A 17,701-nucleotide genomic window follows, 5' to 3' on the forward strand; every position below is an offset into this window, starting at 1 on the left:
GCTGGATGGTGTCCTCCGGGCCGAGGGCGTGGCGGGCCGGGGCCGGGAGCGGGCGGCCCCGGCCCCGGCGTTCTCAGCTCCGGTCCGCGTAGACGATGAGGTTGTCGACCGGGTGGCCCTGGGCGTCGAAGGCGCCGTCGCAGGTGATCAGGCGCAGGGTGCTGGTGCGGGTGGCGCCGTAGACCTTCTGGGTCGGGAACGCCTTCTTGGCCACCGATTCGGTGGCGGTGACCGTGAAGCGGAGCTCCGCGCCGTGCTCGTCGCGGACGGTGATGTCCGCCCCCTTGGCGATCCTCCGCAGGTCGTGGAAGACGGCCTTGCCGTAGCGGGTGTCGTTGTGCCCGATGATGACGGCCGCGCCGGGCTCGCCGGGTGTGGCGCCCCCGGTGTACCAGCCCGCCGTCATGCCCTTCTCGGCGGGCGGGACCTCGACGGTGCCGTCCTGGTTGAGCCCGAGGCGCATCAGCTCGCTGTCGATCCCGAGCGACGGGATGCCGACGCGGACGGGGGCGGCCGCCGGGGAACGGGAGCCCGCCCGCGTGCCGCTCTCCGCCGCGCCGGTCCGCGGCCCGGTGCCGGGGGCGGACGTCCCCGTACCGTTCCGGGGCGGTGTGGTGGACGGGGCGTCCGGAGCGGCGGAGCAGCCGGCCAGGAGCAGGGCGGCGAGCAGCGGCGCGATCCACCGGAGCGGGGACGGGACACGGGGGCGGGTACGGGGCATGGGCGCTCCAGGGCTGGACGGGGCGGACGGGGCGGACGGGCTGGACGGCGAAGCGACGGTGGCGCCGCCCGGGAACGGGCGGCGCCACACACGGGTTCCGGGCCGGTCAGCCGTTCTGGCGGGCCGCCGAGCGGCGGCGCAGCACGAAGGTGCCGGCCCCTGCGAGCAGCAGCGCCCCGGCGGCCGACCCGGCGAGCGCCGGAGTGCTGTCGCCGGAGGTCCCGGCCGGGCGCTCACCGGCGTCGACGCCGCCGCGCGGAGCGGCGCCCTCCCGGACCGTGGGCTCGGCGGCGGCGTCCCTCGCCGGGACCGGGCTCGGACTCTCGCCCGCGGCGACCCCGCCACGGGGCATCGCCGACGGGGTCGCGGACTGCCCGGCCGCCGCTTCGGCCGCCGCCGCCCGGGCCCGTTCCTTCGACGGGACGGCGGACGGCTCCACCGACGGGGTGGCGGGCTTGGGCGTGCTGTCGGCGAAGGCCGCGGCGGAGGGGGCGAGCACCGCGCCCGCCGCGACGGCGGCGAGGACGGCGGTGCGCAGGAGACGGTGGGGCATGGGGTGACTCCATTCCAGGTCGGCCTCGTTGCTGCCCGGTACGCGTTCGGCGCCGGGCGCGAGGCATGCCGACAGGCTGGCGTGGAGTTGTGAGGAAGCTGTCAGATCCTTGTGGTCATCGCATCAGGCCCGGTCGAGGGCGGTGGCGGCATGGGGGCGCCGGTGTCGGCGGGCAGCCGGAGCGTGAACACCGAGCCCTCCCCCTCGACGCTGGTCACGTCCACCGAACCGCCGTGCCCCTCCACGAGTTTCCGTACGATCGCCAGCCCCAGCCCACTGCCCCCGGTGCGGCGGCTGCGCGACTTCTCGGCCCGCCAGAAGCGGTCGAAGACGTACGGCAGATGCTCGGCCGGGATGCCACTGCCGGTGTCCGCGACCTCGATCACCACGTCCGGGGCGTCCCCGTCCGCCCCGTCCACATGGGCGCGGACGGTGACCCGCCCGCCGGGCGAGGTGTGGCGCACCGCGTTGGAGACCAGGTTGCCGATCGCCTGACGCAGCCGGACCGGATCGGCCCACAGCATGCCGGGGGAGCCGACCCCGGCGGTGAGCGCGACCCCCGCCGTCTCGGCCCGCCCCTGGTGCGCCGAGACGACCTGTGCCACCACGTCCTCGACCCGCACCGGCTCGGGGTGCAGCCGCAGCGCGCCGGCGTCCGCCGCGGCGAGGTCCTGGAGGTCGTCGATGATGTGCTGCAACTGCACGGCCTCCGTGTGCAGCGAGGCGATGAACGCCGGGTCCGGCTCCGCCAGGCCGTCCTGCGCGGCCTCCAGCCAGCCCCGGATGTTGCTCAGCGGTGTCCGCAGCTCATGGGCGACATCGCTGACCATGTCCTTGCGCTGCGCCTCCAGCCGCGCCCGGTGGTCGGCCATGTCGTTGAACGCGGCGGCGAGCCGCCCGATCTCGTTGTCGTCCCTGACCAGCACCGGTTCCGAGTCCTCCCCGTCCCGCATCCGCTGCGCCGCACCGGTCAGGGCGTGCAGCGGCCGTACCAGCCGCGAGCCGGCGAGCACGGTGGCCCCGACGGTGAGCGCCAGGACGAGCGCCGCCGCGCCCGCGATCTTCGCGGTGTTCGCGGGGGAGAGGTCAAAACCCGGAACGGTCGTGCCGTTCTCCGCGCCGATGAACAGCAGCGCGGGCGAGGCGACGTAGGAGCTGAGCTGCTCCCGCCGCGCCGTGTCCACGCAGGAGGCGGTGGCCCGGTCGTCCTCGCCGGTCCGCACCGTCGGCACGGGGGAGGGGACCGCACGGGCGGCCGTGCTCGCGGCCTCCCGGGGCCGGGCGCCGTCGTCCCAGGAAAGATCCGGGTTGAGATGGATGACGGAGCGGTCCTGGCGCTTCAGACAGGCGTTGGCGAGGGCGTCGAGCGCGTCCAGCGCCTTCCGTTCGGTCGCGGTCGGGGTGTCCAGCGCCTCGGAACCGCACCGGTCGTCCCCCGCCCGGTCCGGGCCGCCGCCGACCCGCTGCACCCGGGGGCGTCCGCTGGGGCCGCGGACCACGTCCGCCGCGACCCCGGTCCGGTTCAGGCAGGCCGCGTACCGTTCGGCGGTGCGCAGCAGGGTCGTACGCTCGGCGGCGGGCAGGCGGAACGGGCCGACCGCCCTCGGGTCGACCCGCTCGGCGGTCCCGGCCGTCCCGGCCGCGGCGCCACCGGTTTCCCCGGCCGTGCCGCCCGTCCCCTCGACGGTCCGGGACAGCGCGGTGTCCACCGACAGCGGATCGACGATCGCCGAGACCTGGGGCGGCAGCGCGGACGGCGAGGACGGGGCGGCGGAATCGGCGAGCGGTACCCGCCGCTGGGTGGTGAGCGCGATCCGCCGCCCGGACTGCCGCGCCAGCTCGCGGACCGTGCCGCCGACCCCGTCCCAGGTGGGATGGGTCGCCGCGTACCCGAGCAGGGTGTTGTAGATGCGGGCGTCCGCCGTCAGGTTCTGGCCCTGCTCCTGTTTGATGGCGCCGGAGGTGGTCTGTACGGCTATCCACGCGGTCGCCGCCACCGAACACGCGGCCACCAGCGCGGACACCGTCAGCAGCCGGCCGAACAGGCTCCGGCGCAACGGCAGTCGGGCCCGCCGCCGCTCACGACGCACGGGGGGTGCTCCTGGCCGGGTCCGTCAGCTTGTAGCCGACGCCGAAGACCGTCAGCAGCCGGATCGGGCGGCGCGGGGCGGGCTCGATCTTCTTGCGCAGGTTCATGATGTGCACGTCGACCGTGCGGAAGCTGACGTACCGGTCGAAGCCGTGCAACTCCTCCAGGAGCCGCTGCCGGGTGAAGACCCGGTCGGGTTCGGCCGCCAGGGCGGCCAGGATCCGGAACTCGCCCGGTGTGCAGTCCACGGCCCGGTCCCCGACCCGGACCTCGTGCCGGTCCGGGTCGACGAGCAGCTCCCCGACCCGCAGCGCGGAATCCGCGCCGGGGACGGGAACGCCGCCGGTCCCGACCCGGCGGGTGCGCCGCAGCAGGGTCCGCACCCGGGCCATCAGCTCGCGGGGGCTGTACGGCTTCGTGAGGTAGTCGTCCGCGCCGAGGTCCAGCCCCAGCAGCAGGTCGTCCTCGGTGGACCGGGCCGTCAGCATCAGCACCGGCAGTTCGCGCCGCTCGGCCCGCAGCACCCGGACCACGTCGAGACCGTCGGCCCGAGGCATCATCACGTCGAGCACCAGCAGATCGGGCTCGCGGTGCCGGACCCCGGCGAGGGCCGCGAGCCCGTCACCGACGACCGTGACCGCGTGGCCTTCGTGTTCGAGATAGCGGCGGACGAGCTCGGCCTGCTTCTCGTCGTCCTCGGCGACCATGACATGTGCGCACATCCGTACGATCGTAGAGGGCCGCCCCGTCACCGGCCGCCGGGGCCCGGGGGGGTCACCGCGCCGAGGCGACCAGCGGGTAGTGGTCGGAGAGGTTGGTGTACGTGTAGCTCTTGCCCCAGCTGCTCACGGTCCAGGGCGCGCTCTCCTCCTTGACCACGTCGTTGGTCCACCCGGCCGGACGCACGTGCCCGGCGCGGTGCAGCACGTGGTCGAGGTCCTCGCGCGGGTCGTCCGGGTAGCGGTCGGCGGCGATCGAGTTGTCCCGGGTGTCGAAGGAGTACGGGTGCCCGGTCCGGGCGTCGGGGGCGACCAGACCGGCGTCGGCGAGCATCGACGGGTACTCGGCGGAGCGGGAGTCGACGTTGAAGTCGCCCGCCACGAGGACCTGTTCGGAGGCCGGTATGTTCTTGGCGTCGAGGAAGGCGTCGATCTGCCGGAACTGGAGGGCGCGCTTGGCGGCCGCCTCGCCCGCCCCGCAGCCGGAATCGGTCGACTGGGTGTGCGTCCCAACGACGTGGACCCGTACGCCGTTCACGTCCAGCTCGGTGTAGACGAACCCCTTGTTCGACCAACTGTCGCTGCCGCAGGCGTCCTTGTAGATGAACTGCTCCTTGCGCACGATCGGCCACTTGCTCAGCACCGTCACCCCGCCGTCCTCCGGGGTGAGCGCCGAGTACGCCCCGCCGGTCGCGTCCCAGCCGCTCCTGCTCCGGCCCACCACCGGCGTCTGGTACGGGTACCGGTCCGAGGCGGCGCGCAGCAGCGCGTCCGAGGCGGAGTTGTCGAACGCCTCCTGGAGCACGACGACGTCATTGCCCTGGAAGAACGGCGTCTTCGGGATCTCCGCCGCCCGGTGGTCCTGGCCCCAGTTCGGATAGAGGTTCTTGCTCATCAGGAACGTGTTGTACGTGAGGACGCGCAGCGACGGGGTGTCCGCCGCCGCGGCCTGCGGAGCGTTGACGGCCAGGGCCGCCGCGGCGAGCGCGCCGGCCAGAACGGTGCCGGAGAGACGGCGGATCACGGGGTTCGGCACGGTTTCTCCTGATGGGGAAGAGGGCGGGTGGTGGCGCCGACCATCAAAGCAAAGGCAGTTACCCATGGGTAGACACCGGGTGCCGCCGGTCTGGCCGCTGCCGGAACGGACGGACACAGGGGCGTCCGGCGAACGCCCGGGGGCGGTCGCCCGCAGCCAATCCGGAACGGCGGCCGGTGAGTTGCGCTCCGTGGCCGGTCCGCCGAGGAACCGCCGACGGCACCGGCGGGAAGCCGGGAGAGTCCGGCCCTGCGGACGCTAACGTGTGACCCGCACGGTGACAGCGACGGCGCCGGGGAGGGCGACCGAGCCAAACACCGGGAACGAGGAGTGCGCGACATGCTGGACCCCACGTCGGTGGCGGCGATCTCGGCTGTGCTCGGTGCGGTCGGCTCGGGAATGGCCGGCGAGGCCGGGAAGTGGGCCTGGGAGACCACCGGTGGCGCCGTGCTCAGAATCATCGGCCGTGAGGTATCCGCACCGGCGAACCCGGAGGAGCGGGACGCCCTGGCCCGCCTGCTCCACGAACAGATCCGCGCCGACCCGCGACGCGCCGTCCACTGGAACGCATTGGCCGCCCGGGTGCGCCGCGCACCCTCCCCGACCGGCGCCGTCCGCTCCGACCTGCCCACCTCCATCAGGTTCTTCACGGACCGCAAGGACGCTCTGCGCGACCTCCAGCGGGAGGCGTCCCGGCGCCCGGACGGACGGCCCCGCATCGCCCTGGTGCACGGCCCGGACGGCATGGGGTCCAGCGCCCTCGCCGTGCACTTCGGCGCGCAGCCGAACCGCCTCTTCCCGGACGGCACCCTCTACGCCGACCTCGGCGCCCGGGGCGGCGGCCGCGACGTCGGCAGCGCGCTGCGCGCCCTCCTGCGCCAACTCCGCGTCCCGGACGAGGAGATGCCGACCGGAGTCGACGACCTCGCCGAGGCCTTCCGCCACCGGGTGGCGGACCTCGGGCTCCTGGTCGTGCTCGACCACGCGTACTCCGCCGCGCAGGTGCGGCCCTTCCTCACCCCGGCGCCCGGGGTCTTCACGATCCTGGTCGCCCGTACGCCCTTCCCCTCCGTCGACGCCGTACGGGTGCCCGTCGGCCCGCTCCCGGACCGGGACGCCGAGCGCCTGCTCACCGCCCTCACCGACAAGTCCACCGTCGCAGCCGCCCGCGCCACGCTGCCCTCGCTCCTCCAGCGGTGCGGCGGCTCCCCGTACGCCCTGCGCGCCGCCGCCCACCAGCTCACCGCCTCCGCGCTCCCGCCCCGGCCCGCCACGACGGGCGGCGACGCGGTGCGGGCCGCCGCCGAGGACAACTACCGGCTCCTGACACCGGACGCCGCACGGGTGTACCGGCTGATGGCCCTGCGTCCCTGGCCCGCCTTCGACGCCGCCGCGGCCGCCCGGACCACCGGTCTGGACGCGGGGAGGACGGCGGACCTCCTGGAGGAGCTGGCCGACCGGATGCTCCTGGAGTACGCCACCGGCCACGGCCGCTACCACTACCGCCCGGGGGTCCGTGTCCACGCCGAGGCGACCGCCATCGAGGAGGACGGCATCGCGGCCTGCTCGGCGGCGCTGGCCAAGGCCCTGAGCGGCTACGCCGACCTCGCGGCGTCCGCCGCCCACCAGGCGCTCCCGAAGAGCTGGCGCGTCCCCGCCCCGACCGGGCCCGCCACCGGGCCGCGCCACGAGAACGAGGGCGCCGCCCTCGGCGTGCTCCTCGCGGAGCTCGGCAACCTGACGGAGGCGGTGCGCTGCGCCGAGGAGTCCGGCGACCCGGACACCGCCGTGCGCCTGTGCCGAGCGCTGTGGCCGCTCCAGCTCAAGGCAGGTCACCACGAGAGGCTGCTGCCGACACTCCGTACGGGCGCGCGGCTCGCCGACGAGCGGGACCCCGACAGCCCGGACGCCGGCGCGCTCCACGCACAACTGGCCCACACACTGACCGAGCTGAAGCGCTGGCGCGAGGCGGAGACGGCGGCCCGGGCGGCGGCGAGGGCCGAGGAAGCGGCCGGTCACAAGCGGGGCCACGCCTCGGCCGTCGAGTTCCTGGGGCTGCTGCGCCTGCGCGAGTGGCGCGGCCGCGAGGCGTACGACTGCTTCGAGGAGGCGGGCGCCGTTCTGGACACGATCGGTGAGGGGGACCCCGGCGTCGCCGACCTGCCCCGGGCCCGGACGCTGCTGGAACGGCACCGGGGGCGGGCGCTGCGTGTCTCCGGTGAGACGGCCGCCGCCCGGGAGAAGCTGGAGGCCGCGTTGCGGGACTTCCGGGCGAGCGGCGACACGTACAACACGGCCCGGACACTCACGGATCTCGCCGAGACCCGGTTGGACGAGTCGGACACCGGGGCAGCACTGCCGCTGATCGACGCCGCGATCACCGAGCTGGACGGACAGAACGCCACGTACCAGCTCGCCTACCTCCGGCATCTGCGGGAGAGCTGCGCCGGGAGCTGAGGCCGCGCTCCGGGCGCCCGGCTCAGCGGCCGGTGGGCCCGGACCCGCCGGGCGCCACCCGTACGCGGTGGGCGCGGTCACCGGTCCGCACGACGAGGCCCTCGGACACCACCCGGGCGAGCCGCCGCTCCGCCGCCGGGCCGTGGCCGCCGCCCGCCAGCCAGGCGTGCAGGGCGGAGGCGTACGCGGCGGGGTCCGCTCCGGGTTCGTCCGCCGCCAGGGACAGGGGCTCCCCGTCGCGCACCCGCACCACGCACGTGGCCGGACCCGTCACAAAGGCCGCCAGGGAGCACCCCGGAAGGCGGCGGAGTACCTCGGCGGTCCACCGCTCCGGGGAGCCGAAGCGGGGATCGTCGGGGGTGCCGTGCCGGAAGACGACGTCCGCCAGCTCCAGCAGGCCCACGTCCCGGGTGTCCTCGTGGACGGCGATGTGCAGTTCCGCGTCGTCCCGGGGGCCGGCCGCCGAACGGTCGCCCGCCCACCGGCGGACCGCCACCTCGCCCGGTCCGAGCACCCGCGACCGGACCCGCAGCGGCACCGTCGCCGTCCCGGGCTCGAGGGCGGGCAGCGGGAGCGGCTCCAGGGAGGCGGGCCGGGCGGGTTCGGGCACCGCCATCATCGAGTAGAAGAGCCGCCGGAGCCGGGCGGCGGACTCGCCGGGCACGGAGGTGGTGAACTCGGCGGGCCCGGGCAGGGGGCGGTGCCGGTCCACGATGCCGTCGATCTGCGCGGCGAGCGGGGCGGCCGGGTCGAGCCGGGGGGCCTCCCGCATGAACGCGGAGATCGGCGCGTCCGGATCGAGGTCGTCCAGCGGCGTGGCGCCCAGCAGGACGGGGATGCCGAGGGCGGCGGCGTAGTAGGTGACCGAGCCGTGGTCCCCGATCACCGCGTCGGCGGCCAGCAGGGCCTGCCGCCAGCCGTGCAGCGGATCGACCAGGGTCAGCCCGGCGCGCCGTGCGCGGTCCAGCCAGGAGCGGATCTGCCCCGGGCCGTGTCCGTGCCAGATGTTGGGGTGCAGCACGGCCGCGAACCGGTACTCGTCCACGGGGAACTCGTCGGCGACCCGGCCCAGCAGGGCGGCGACCAGATCGTCGCCGTCACCGAGGAGGGAGGCGGCGCCCCAGGTCGAGCTGAGCAGGACGAGCCGCTGCCCCGGCCGGACACCGAACGCGCGGCGGAAGCGCTCGCGGTACGGGCGGGCGGCGAGCATCCGGTCGTAGCAGGGGTCACCGGCGAGAACCGCGGTCGGCGCGGCCTCGGGACAGGCGGCGCGCAGCCGGTCGAGTTGTTCGGGGTGGGAGAGCACGAGCGCGTCCGCGAGGGGCGCGCCCCGGTCCGAGAGCAGCCACGCCGGCGCGAGCCCGAAAACCGGCGCGGGCGCCGACCCCGACCCCTGTCCGGTGTCCGGTGTCCGGTGTCCGGTGTCCGGTGTTGCCAGCCTTTTAGTGTATCCAATGCCGTGCGAGAGGATGGCCAACCGCCCGGAGAACGCCTCCAGTCGGCCGCCGAAGCTGGCGGAGATCACCAGGTCCGCGTCGGTCCCGAGGGCCTGCTCCCACGGCAGCACCGGCACTCCGACTTCGGCCAGCAGTTCGGCGGTGCCGGCCGTGAAGGCGGAGGAGCCCGTGCAGGTGGCCAGTAGCTGGACGCGCAGATCGTCGTCGAACAGGGGCAGTACGTCGAGCAGCCGGGTCGCGGAGGTCACGTTGTGCACGACGACGAGGACCCGCAGACACTCCTTCCGGGTCGCCCACCGTGCCGCGTCGTCCCCCACCGGCACGCGAAGCCACCCGGTCCGCCCCTGTTCCATCCGTACGCTCCTCGTCCTTCGTCCGGTCGGCCGGGCGGACCTCCGGGCATTCGTCCGGCCGTGACAGTCAATCAGCAGATCCGGCGGCCGGGCCACCGCAGGGGGACGGCGGCCCGCCCGGGAGCGTCACGGCTTGCGGGCGAGGCCGCCGTGTTCGCCGACCGGGCGGGCGGCGGGGGCGGCGGGGTCCGGTCGCCAGAAGGGGACCGACACGACGCCGGGGTCCAGTAGCTCCAAGCCGTCGAAGTACGCCGTGATCCGGTCGACGGGGCGCAGGAAGTAGGGGATGGCCCCGGTCTCGTTGTAGGCGTCCTGTGCCCGCTCGTAATCGGCGTCGACGCCGCGCGAACCGTCGTTGACGGCCAGGTAGCTGCCGGAGGGCAGTGCGTCCATCAGCCGGGTGACGATGGCGCGCGCCTGGTCGTGGTCGGCGATGTGGCCGAGGATGTTGCTCAGAATGAGGGCGGTGGGGCGGGACAGGTCCAGTGTCCCGGCGGCGAGCGACAGGATGCGGTCCGGGTCGGTGAGGTCGGCGTCGACGTAGGCGGTCGTGCCCTCGGGGGTCGAGGTGAGCAGGGCACGGGCGTGCGCGAGGACCATCGGGTCGTGGTCGGCGTAGACGATCCTCGCCTCCGGGGCGAGCCGCTGCGCCACCTCGTGGGTGTTGTCCACGGTGGGCAGGCCGGTGCCGATGTCCAGGAACTGCCGGATCCCCGCCTCCGTGACCAGATGGGTGATCACCCGGCCCAGGAAGGCCCGGCTGCTGCGGGCGACGGTGGTGATGCCCGGGAAGACGGCGCTGTACGCGTCCCCGGCCTGCTCGTCGACCGGGTAGTTGTCCTTGCCTCCCAGCCAGTAGTTCCAGATCCGGGCCGAGTGCGGCACCGATGTGTCGATCTTCTGCCGCTCGGGGCCGGACACCGCTGTGTGGTCGGTCATGGGTATCGCCCGTCTCTCGGCCGAGGTGGAATCTGTCCACCGCACAACCTACGCCCGACGGAACGGCAGAGCTGAACAGGTTCAGGCTTTCGATTTCCACCTACGGGAAGGGAGGTCCGACGGGGAGTGGGGGGAGTTTTTCGGGGTGCCTCCGGTCGAAGAAGTAAAAGGAATGATCAGAAACAGCATACGAAGAGTCACTGAACGTCCTTATAGTGAAGCCGCGTTGATCGGCCGACCACCGCAGACCGAGCGAAGCCCTCGTTGCAGGAGATTCCGTACGATGACGACGCCCGCATCCGCGGTGCCCGAACACCCTTCCGCCTTCCCGCCGCCCGTCACGGGTCGCTGTCCCCTGGGGGGCGACGCGTCCCGGGTGCCGCTGAGCGGGCCCGGATTCCACACCGAACCCCACAAGGTCTACCGCGCGATGCGCGCCGAGCACGGGCCCGTCGTGCCCGTGGAACTGCCCGGCGGGATCCCCGCCTGGCTGGTCATCGGCTACCGGGAACTCCACCAGGTCACCACCGACGGCGAGTTGTTCCCCCGGGACGTCGGACTGTGGAACCAATGGGGGAACATCCCCGAGGACTGGCCGCTGCTGCCCATGGTCGGCCGCCCGATGCCGTCCATCTACTTCACCGCGGGCGCCGAGCACCGGCGCCATGCCGCCATGGTCGGTCAGGCGCTGGAGGAGGTCGAGCACTTCGAACTCCGCACGCAGTGCGAGGAGTTGGCGGACCGGTTGGTCGACGGATTCTGCCACCGGGGCACCGCCGACCTGATCGCCGACTTCGCCGTACCGCTGCCCGTGCTCGTCCTCGCCCGGCTCCTCGGGTTCCCCGACGACGAGGGCCCGCTGATCGCCGAGGTGCTCCGGGACCTGGCCGACGGCGGCCCCGGCGCCCAGGAGGCCCATCTCCGGTTCGGCGAGCACATGGGGCGGCTGCTGGCGGCCCGCCGGGCCGCGCCCGGCACCGACGTGACCTCGCGCATGCTCGCCCACGCCGGGGAGTTCACCGACGAGGAGTACGTCCTCGACCTGATGGCCATCACGGCCGCGGGCCACCTCACCACGGCCGACTGGATCGGCAACTCGCTCAGGCTGATGCTCACCGACGACCAGTTCGCCGTCGCGCTCACCGGCGGCCGGCACAGCGTCGCCGAGGCCATGAACGAGGTGCTCTGGGAGGAGGCGCCGACCCAGATCCTCGCCGGGCGCTGGGCCGCCCGCGACACCCGGCTCGCCGACCGGAACATCCGCGCCGGGGACATGCTGCTGCTGGGCCTCGGCGCGGCCAACTCCGATCCGCACATCCGCCAGCACCTCGCCACCGCGCAGAGCCCCTCCGGCCGCAGCGGCAACAGCGCCCACCTGGCCTTCAGCCACGGCGAGTACCGCTGCCCGTTCCCCGCGCAGGAGATCGCCGAGATCATCGCCCGCACCGGCATCGAGGTGCTGCTCGACCGCCTGCCCGACCTGGAACTGGCCGTACCGGTGCCGGAACTGGTCCGGCGGCAGTCCGCCTTCCTGCGCGGGATGACCGCCCTGCCCGTGAGCTTCGCCCCCGTACGCCCGACAGGAGACCTGCCGTGACCTGCCCGCACGCCGCCGCCGCGAACGGCACCACCGTGGCCGTCCCCACCGGTGCCGTCGTCATCGACCCGCTCGTCCAGGACCTCGACGGCGAGACCGCCCGGCTGCGTGACGCGGGCCCGCTCGCCCGGATCGAACTCCTCGGCGTACCGGCCCTCGCCGTCACCCGGCACGCCCTCGCCCGCCAACTGCTCGTCGACCCGCGCCTGGTGAAGGACCTCGACGCCTGGGACCTCTGGCGGCGCGGCGAGGTCACCCACGAGTGGCCCCTGATCGGCATGATCGACGCCGGACGGTCCATGTTCACCGTGGACGGCGCCGAGCACCGGCGGCTGCGCAGCAAGACCTCCCAGGCGCTCACCCCGCGCCGGCTGGAGGAGATCCGTCCGGACATCGAGAGGTTCACCGCGGAACTCCTCGACGCCCTCGCCGAACAGGCCGCCCGGAGCGAGGACGGAGTGGTCGACCTCAAGTCGGTCTTCGCCCAGCCGCTGCCGATGCGGGTCGTCGGCATGCTGATGGGCGTCGACGAGGCCGAGCACCCCATGCTGCTCAGCCGCTACAAGGCGTTCTTCTCGATGCTCACCCCGCAGGAGGAACGGCTCGCGCTCCTCGCCGAACTGGACGTCTTCTACACCGCCCTCGTACGCGAGCGGACCGCGCACCCCGCCGACGACCTCACCAGTGCGCTGATCCTCGCCGATGAGGGCGGCGAACCGCTCACCGAGGAGGAGGTCGTCGGCAACCTCAAGGCGATGGTGGCCGCCGGGCACGAGACCACCATCGGGCTCGTCCTCAACGCCGTACGCGCCCTGCTCACCCACCCCGACCAGCTGCGCCGGGTCCTCGACGGGGAGATCTCCTGGGAGAACGTGATCGAGGAGACGCTGCGCTGGGACACGCCCACCACCCATCTGCTGATGCGGTTCGCGACCGAGGACATCCAGGTCGGCGACGTCACGATCCCCCGGGGCGAGGGGGTCGTCATCTCCTACCGGGCGATCGGCCGCGACACCGAGCAGCACGGAGCGGACGCCGACGCCTTCGACTGCGGACGCCCGGCCCCGATCCGGCACATGACCTTCGGCCACGGTCCGCACATCTGCCCCGGTGCCGCGCTCTCCAGGGTCGAGGCGCAGATCGCCCTGCCCGCGCTGTTCGCCCGCTTCCCCAAGCTGCGCGCCGCCGTCCCGGACGAGGACGTGACCAAGCTTCCGGTCATGACGCAGAACGACATGGCCGCCTTCCCCGTCCTGCTGAACGGCTGAGCCCGGGGCCTCCCGGGGTCAGTTCGGCGCGTTCCCCAGCGCACGGTCCGCCGCGGCGGCCGACTCCTGCCACAGCGTGGTGACCGGCTCCCACACATGGACGCCCCGGGGCATGCCCACGGCCGCCCCGCCGAAGGTCACGCCGTAGTGGGAGGGGTCCGCCGCGACGGACAGGCTGCCGACGACCCGGCCCTCGGTGGCCGAAGGGTCCGCGGTGCGCACGGCGGCGTAGGCCCGCTCGCCGCCGGACAGCACGTACGGGCCGCTCTCGGAAGGCGGTACGGGCAGGGCGGAGCCGTCCAGTCCGCGGAAGGTGATCGTGGGGATGCGGTCCACCGTGCAGGACCCCTCACCGGTGTTGGTGACGCTGATCCGGGCGACGTTCCGCTGTCCGCCGGGCGCGGCGCGTACGTCGAGGTTCTTCTCCCGGCAGGTCGCGGGGGCGGCGGTCGCGGTGGACGCGGATCCGGCGGCGGCCGCCGCCGCGGTGCCGGTCAGGGCCAGGGCGGCCGCGGCGCAGAGGGCGGGCGTGAGTGCGGAGCGGAGGCGCATGGTGGTTCTCCCCTTCGATCGGCATGCGTCGGCACGCATCGACATGCGTCGACGGCCCGCAGGCCGGGGCGGCCGACATGGACAGTGTGGACCGTGGGACCCGATCTCCGCGACAGATCGGGCATGGGTGCGCCACCGCGCCCGGTGCGGGACCGCCCGCGCACCCGTGCCGGACGCCCCCTACCGTGCGCGGACCGTCGCCAGGACGTCCCGGTCCGGTTGCAGGGTCAGCGACGGCACGGGGTTGACGACCCCCGGGTCCACCACCAGCTCGAAGCGGCGCGCCAGCACGGCCAGCACCAGCACCGCCTCGACCATCGCGAACCGGGTGCCCAGGCAGGCCCGCGGGCCGCCGCCGAACGGGAACCAGGCGTACTCCGGGATGTCGTCGCCGGATTCCGGGTCCCAGCGCTCGGGGCGGAACTCCTCCGGCTCCGGGAACCACCGCGCGTCGCGGTGTGTCACCCACTGGCTGCTCCACACCCGGGTGCCCTCCGGCATCGGGACGCCGCCGATCCGCGCCCCCTCCTTCGCGACCCCCGTGACCAGCCAGATCGTCGGATACAGCCGCAGCGTCTCCTTGACCACGGACTGCGTGTACGTGAGCCGCGCGTAGTCCTCGATCCCGGGCTCCCGGTCGCCCAGCACCCGGTCCAGTTCCTCGGCGAGCGCGGTACGCACCCGGGGCGCGCGGGACAGCAGGTACCAGGCCCACACCAGGGTGGAACTGGTCGTCTCGTGCCCGCCGATGTACAGCGTGACCGTCTCGTCCCGGATCTCCCGGTCGCTGAGCCGGGCCCCCTTCTCGTCGACGGCGGTCAGCAGCCGGCTCAGCAGGTCGGGGCGGTCCTCCCCGCCGTCGCGGTGGCGGGCGACGACCCGGGCCACCTCGGCGTCGATGACCGCGGCGGCCCTCCTGATCCGGGCCCGGCCCGGCGTCGGAACCCAGTCCGGCAGGACGGCGCCGAGCCCGGCGAACTCCTTGCCGATCTCCCGCTGCGCCACGTCCATCGCCCGGCCCATCGACTCCGCGTCGGCCGCCGTGTCCACCCCGAAGATCGTGCGCACGGCGATCCGCTGGGTCAGCGCCGCCATCTCCCGTTTGACGTCGATCCGGTCGCCGTCCGACCAGCCGTCCGCCAGCTCCACCGTGCTGTCCGTCATCGTCGCCGCGTACGAGCGCACCTGCTTGGGCCGTACCGAGGGCTGCACCAGGGAGCGCTTGCGCCGCCAGTCGGCGCCGCGGGCGACCACCACGCCGTTGCCCATCACCGTGCGGAAGGCGATGCCCAGGGCAGGCTGGTCGAAGGAACGTTCCGTCTCGGTGAGCAGTTCGCCCACGCACTCCGGATCGGAGACGAACACACAGGGATTGGGGCCGAACCGCCAGCTCACCATCGGCCCGTACGAGCGCAGCCGGCCGAAGAAGGCGAGCGGGTCCTTCCCGAACCGGAGCAGACTGCCGAGGAACGGCAGCCCCTTCGGGCCGGGGACGATCCGGTGCTCGCGCGCCCGGCCGCCGACGGCCGGGCCGGTCTGCGTGGACATGGGAGGTCTCCGCTCTTCATGGCGCGCCCGAACCGGTACGCGGCGACTGGATCCAGCCGCACCGCCCGCCGTCCGGAAACACCATCGGCCTTGTGCGGTACGTGGGTTGACGAGCCTAGTCGCGTGCCGCCCGCCTGGGGACGGGGCGGGCGGCAGGTGGCGGAGAATGGGCGGTCCGTGACCGCCGGACGGCTGTCCGGCGGTCACGGAGCCGCGGGTCAGACGTGCGGCGGTACGTGCGACGGGCGGCCGCGCCCGCGCGTGAGGGAGTACCCGAAGACGCCCGCGAGCGCCCCGAGGATCCCGCCGCCGACCGTCCACAGCCAGCGGTCGGTCCACCAGCCCGAGGCCCAGCCGTCCTCGGGCTCACTGCCGAGCGAGACCGTGCGGGTGGAACCGTCGTCGTCCGACGACTCGTCCGCGGCCTGCGCGACGGAGGAGATCCCGGGGACCAGCGGCTTCGACAGGGTGCCGTCCACGTCGGCGGAGCCGCCCTTGTCGACGGAGGTGACCTCGACCTCGGCCCGCACCGGCAGACCGAGGTCCGTCGACGGCAGGTCCACGACCGTCAGCCGGACGTAGTAGCTGCCCGGCAGCGGGTCGTTGGCCCACGGCTCCGACCAGGCACGGACGGTCCGCAGGACGCACTTCAGCTCGACCGTCGGCGCGTCGGCGGCGGCCTTGCCGGTCTGCCGGCCGTACATGCACGCCTGGCGGCGGCGCAGTCCGTCGTACACGTCGACCTGCCAGGTCGACGCACCGTGCCGGGCGGTGTCCTGCGGCAGGGTGATCGTCGCCGTGACGGTGGCGCGCTGGCCCGCGTCGGCGGGGAACACCCAGTACAGGTAGTCGCCGGTGGACGCCTCGGCGGTGGCGCGCTGGCCCTGCTGGAGGGCGGTCGCGGTCCGGAAGGCGGTCCCGGCCTCGGTGGGAGCGGAGCCGTCACCGGAGGCGCTGGGGCTCGGGCTCGTCGACGGGTCGTCGGCCAGCGCCGCGCCCGCCGGGGTGAGCAGGGCGAGCCCGGTGATCAGGGCGCCCGCGAGCAGACGGGTTGTCCTACGCATCAGTTGGTCCTCCAGACGGCGACGCGCCAGCGCGAGATCCAGCCGAAGACCAGGCCGGCGAGCAGTCCGGTCAGGACGAGCACGCCCAGCAGCCACCAGCCGCGGCCGAGTCCGAACGCGGCGACGTCGGCGGCGTCGTCCGGGCCGTCCACCACGTCGATGGTCAGCTCGATCGGCAGGCCGGGCTCGGTCTTCACCGAGGCGGGGGCGGAGAACGAGTTGCCGACCTGGAGGCAGACCGTCTCGGCGGCGGGCTTGTCGCTGTCGGTGTCGTCCAGTTCGGCCTTCGGGTAGCGCAGACCGGAGGAGATCACGTCGGTGCGTCCGGTGCCGGACTCCGAGCCCCGTACGATCTCGCGGCCGTGCACGGTCAGCGCCCGCATCAGCACGCCGTAGTCGTTGTTCACGGCGCGGTCGGCGGCGACGCTGACCGAGGCGCGCAGCTCCTGACCGGGCAGTACATCCACCCGGTACCAGCGGTGCTGGCCGAAGGTCTCGCGGTCGGTGTACAGGCCGGGCTTGAGCTGCGGCGCGTCGGTGCAACTGTTCGCGCCCTCGGTCGCCACCGGGGTGACGACGGGTTCGGCGGCACGGTCCACCAACTGCTTCACGCGGCCGGAGAGTTCGTCGGTGTGCTTGACCGCGGTGTAGGTGCCGCCGGTGGCCTCGGCGATGCAGGTCAGCTGCTCGCGGATCTTGGTGTTGGGCACCAGGCCCAGGGTGTCGATGACCAGGTGGATGCCCCGGGCCGCGATGTCACGGGCCACCTCGCACGGGTCGAGCGGACCGCAGGTGTCCTCGCCGTCCGTGATCAGGACGATCCGCCGGGTGGCGTCACCGCCCTTGAGGTCGTCGGCGGCGCCCAGCAGGGCCGGGCCGATCGGGGTCCAGCCGGTGGGCGCCAGGGTGGCGACGGCGGTCTTGGCCTCGGTGCGGTCGAGCGGGCCGACCGGGTAGAGCTGCCGGGTGTCCTTGCAGCCGACCTTGCGGTCGTTGCCCGGGTAGTCGGCGCCGAGCGTGCGGATGCCGAGCTCCACCTGCTCCGGCACCGCGTCCAGCACCTCGTTGAACGCCTGCTTGGCGGCGGTCATCCGGGACTGGCCGTCGATGTCGCGGGTCCGCATGGAACCGCTGACGTCGAGCACCAGCTCGACCTTGGGGGAGGGTTGGGCGGTGGGTTCGCCGGCGGCGGCGGGGAGCGCCGAACCGAGCCCGGCGGTCAGGGTGGCGAGCAGAATGCCCACCCCGACCGTCAGCCTTCTTCTTATGATCATCGCCGGATCCTATTGAAGTTCGCGGGGCATCCCCAAACCGGCGTGGGGCCGGTCGCCGGGCCCGCTGGGGAACT

The 17,701-nt window shown here is 73.9% G+C and carries 14 protein-coding genes; 3 read left to right on the plus strand and 11 right to left on the minus strand.

The genetic code is table 11. The annotated features are described in order from the left end of the window. Positions 1-73: 73 nt before the first annotated feature. The 5 genes from ACF08W_RS00620 to sph form a co-directional block, all read right to left on the minus strand. Positions 74-721, minus strand: coding sequence for a class F sortase (locus tag ACF08W_RS00620; RefSeq protein WP_392277923.1), 648 nt, complete (start codon positions 719-721; stop codon positions 74-76). Between the two features lie 106 nt (positions 722-827). Further along, the gene (locus tag ACF08W_RS00625) at positions 828-1,274 is read right to left on the minus strand and encodes a hypothetical protein (RefSeq protein WP_385208845.1); all 447 of its coding nucleotides are present in this window, start codon (positions 1,272-1,274) and stop codon (positions 828-830) included. A 101-nt stretch (positions 1,275-1,375) separates the two neighbouring features. Further along, positions 1,376-3,364: a sensor histidine kinase gene (locus ACF08W_RS00630; RefSeq protein ID WP_392277924.1), complete on the minus strand. Its 1,989-nt coding sequence runs from the start codon at positions 3,362-3,364 to the stop codon at positions 1,376-1,378. Further along, complete coding sequence (locus ACF08W_RS00635; protein WP_392277925.1) at positions 3,354-4,085, minus strand: response regulator transcription factor; 732 nt, start codon at positions 4,083-4,085, stop codon at positions 3,354-3,356. The genes ACF08W_RS00630 and ACF08W_RS00635 overlap by 11 nt, the downstream gene beginning before the upstream one ends. Before the next feature lie 52 nt (positions 4,086-4,137). After that, a complete protein-coding gene (gene sph, locus ACF08W_RS00640; protein ID WP_392277926.1) occupies positions 4,138-5,118 on the minus strand; it encodes a sphingomyelin phosphodiesterase in 981 nt (326 codons plus the stop codon). Positions 5,119-5,457: 339 nt separating this feature from the next. On the opposite strand from sph, the gene ACF08W_RS00645 reads away from it, so the two are divergent. Continuing rightward, positions 5,458-7,575: a tetratricopeptide repeat protein gene (locus ACF08W_RS00645; protein ID WP_392277927.1), complete on the plus strand. Its 2,118-nt coding sequence runs from the start codon at positions 5,458-5,460 to the stop codon at positions 7,573-7,575. A 22-nt stretch (positions 7,576-7,597) separates the two neighbouring features. Here ACF08W_RS00645 and ACF08W_RS00650 read toward each other — a convergent pair whose 3' ends face one another. Further along, positions 7,598-9,385 (minus strand): hypothetical protein, encoded by a 1,788-nt coding sequence (locus ACF08W_RS00650; RefSeq protein WP_392277928.1) that lies wholly within the window; start codon positions 9,383-9,385, stop codon positions 7,598-7,600. Positions 9,386-9,511: 126 nt separating this feature from the next. Beyond that, entirely contained in the window at positions 9,512-10,324 is an 813-nt protein-coding gene (locus ACF08W_RS00655; RefSeq protein ID WP_392277929.1) for an SAM-dependent methyltransferase, read from the minus strand. 283 nt (positions 10,325-10,607) lie between these two features. On the opposite strand from ACF08W_RS00655, the gene ACF08W_RS00660 reads away from it, so the two are divergent. Together ACF08W_RS00660 and ACF08W_RS00665 are read left to right on the plus strand one after the other, a co-directional pair. Continuing rightward, complete coding sequence (locus ACF08W_RS00660; protein ID WP_385208860.1) at positions 10,608-11,921, plus strand: cytochrome P450; 1,314 nt, start codon at positions 10,608-10,610, stop codon at positions 11,919-11,921. After that, a complete protein-coding gene (locus tag ACF08W_RS00665; protein ID WP_392277930.1) occupies positions 11,918-13,189 on the plus strand; it encodes a cytochrome P450 in 1,272 nt (423 codons plus the stop codon). Before ACF08W_RS00660 ends, ACF08W_RS00665 begins: the two co-directional genes overlap by 4 nt. 18 nt (positions 13,190-13,207) lie before the next feature. Here ACF08W_RS00665 and ACF08W_RS00670 read toward each other — a convergent pair whose 3' ends face one another. From ACF08W_RS00670 to ACF08W_RS00685, 4 genes are all read right to left on the minus strand, one after another. Continuing rightward, positions 13,208-13,741 (minus strand): DUF4232 domain-containing protein, encoded by a 534-nt coding sequence (locus ACF08W_RS00670; RefSeq protein WP_392277931.1) that lies wholly within the window; start codon positions 13,739-13,741, stop codon positions 13,208-13,210. Positions 13,742-13,921: 180 nt separating this feature from the next. Then, a complete protein-coding gene (locus ACF08W_RS00675) occupies positions 13,922-15,289 on the minus strand; it encodes a cytochrome P450 (protein WP_352274784.1) in 1,368 nt (455 codons plus the stop codon). Between the two features lie 218 nt (positions 15,290-15,507). Beyond that, on the minus strand, positions 15,508-16,353 hold the full coding sequence (locus ACF08W_RS00680; protein WP_392277932.1) for a hypothetical protein: 846 nt from the start codon (positions 16,351-16,353) through the stop codon (positions 15,508-15,510). After that, positions 16,353-17,627, minus strand: coding sequence for a VWA domain-containing protein (locus tag ACF08W_RS00685; RefSeq protein ID WP_352274782.1), 1,275 nt, complete (start codon positions 17,625-17,627; stop codon positions 16,353-16,355). Before ACF08W_RS00685 ends, ACF08W_RS00680 begins: the two co-directional genes overlap by 1 nt. Positions 17,628-17,701 lie beyond the last annotated feature (74 nt).

The organism is Streptomyces sp. NPDC015144 (assembly GCF_043079735.1).
Taxonomy (GTDB): domain Bacteria; phylum Actinomycetota; class Actinomycetes; order Streptomycetales; family Streptomycetaceae; genus Streptomyces.

What these genes read in the sequence shown, in the direction of transcription:
- ACF08W_RS00645 (WP_392277927.1), top strand. Translation starts at nt 5,458, where the DNA reads ATGCTGGACCCCACGTCGGTGGCGGCGATCTCGGCTGTGCTCGGTGCG.
- ACF08W_RS00650 (WP_392277928.1), bottom strand. Translation starts at nt 9,385, where the DNA reads ATGGAACAGGGGCGGACCGGGTGGCTTCGCGTGCCGGTGGGGGACGAC.
- ACF08W_RS00680 (WP_392277932.1), bottom strand. Translation starts at nt 16,353, where the DNA reads ATGCGTAGGACAACCCGTCTGCTCGCGGGCGCCCTGATCACCGGGCTC.
- ACF08W_RS00660 (WP_385208860.1), top strand. Translation starts at nt 10,608, where the DNA reads ATGACGACGCCCGCATCCGCGGTGCCCGAACACCCTTCCGCCTTCCCG.
- ACF08W_RS00620 (WP_392277923.1), bottom strand. Translation starts at nt 721, where the DNA reads ATGCCCCGTACCCGCCCCCGTGTCCCGTCCCCGCTCCGGTGGATCGCG.
- ACF08W_RS00675 (WP_352274784.1), bottom strand. Translation starts at nt 15,289, where the DNA reads ATGTCCACGCAGACCGGCCCGGCCGTCGGCGGCCGGGCGCGCGAGCAC.
- ACF08W_RS00655 (WP_392277929.1), bottom strand. Translation starts at nt 10,324, where the DNA reads ATGACCGACCACACAGCGGTGTCCGGCCCCGAGCGGCAGAAGATCGAC.
- ACF08W_RS00635 (WP_392277925.1), bottom strand. Translation starts at nt 4,085, where the DNA reads ATGTGCGCACATGTCATGGTCGCCGAGGACGACGAGAAGCAGGCCGAG.
- ACF08W_RS00685 (WP_352274782.1), bottom strand. Translation starts at nt 17,627, where the DNA reads ATGATCATAAGAAGAAGGCTGACGGTCGGGGTGGGCATTCTGCTCGCC.
- ACF08W_RS00670 (WP_392277931.1), bottom strand. Translation starts at nt 13,741, where the DNA reads ATGCGCCTCCGCTCCGCACTCACGCCCGCCCTCTGCGCCGCGGCCGCC.
- ACF08W_RS00625 (WP_385208845.1), bottom strand. Translation starts at nt 1,274, where the DNA reads ATGCCCCACCGTCTCCTGCGCACCGCCGTCCTCGCCGCCGTCGCGGCG.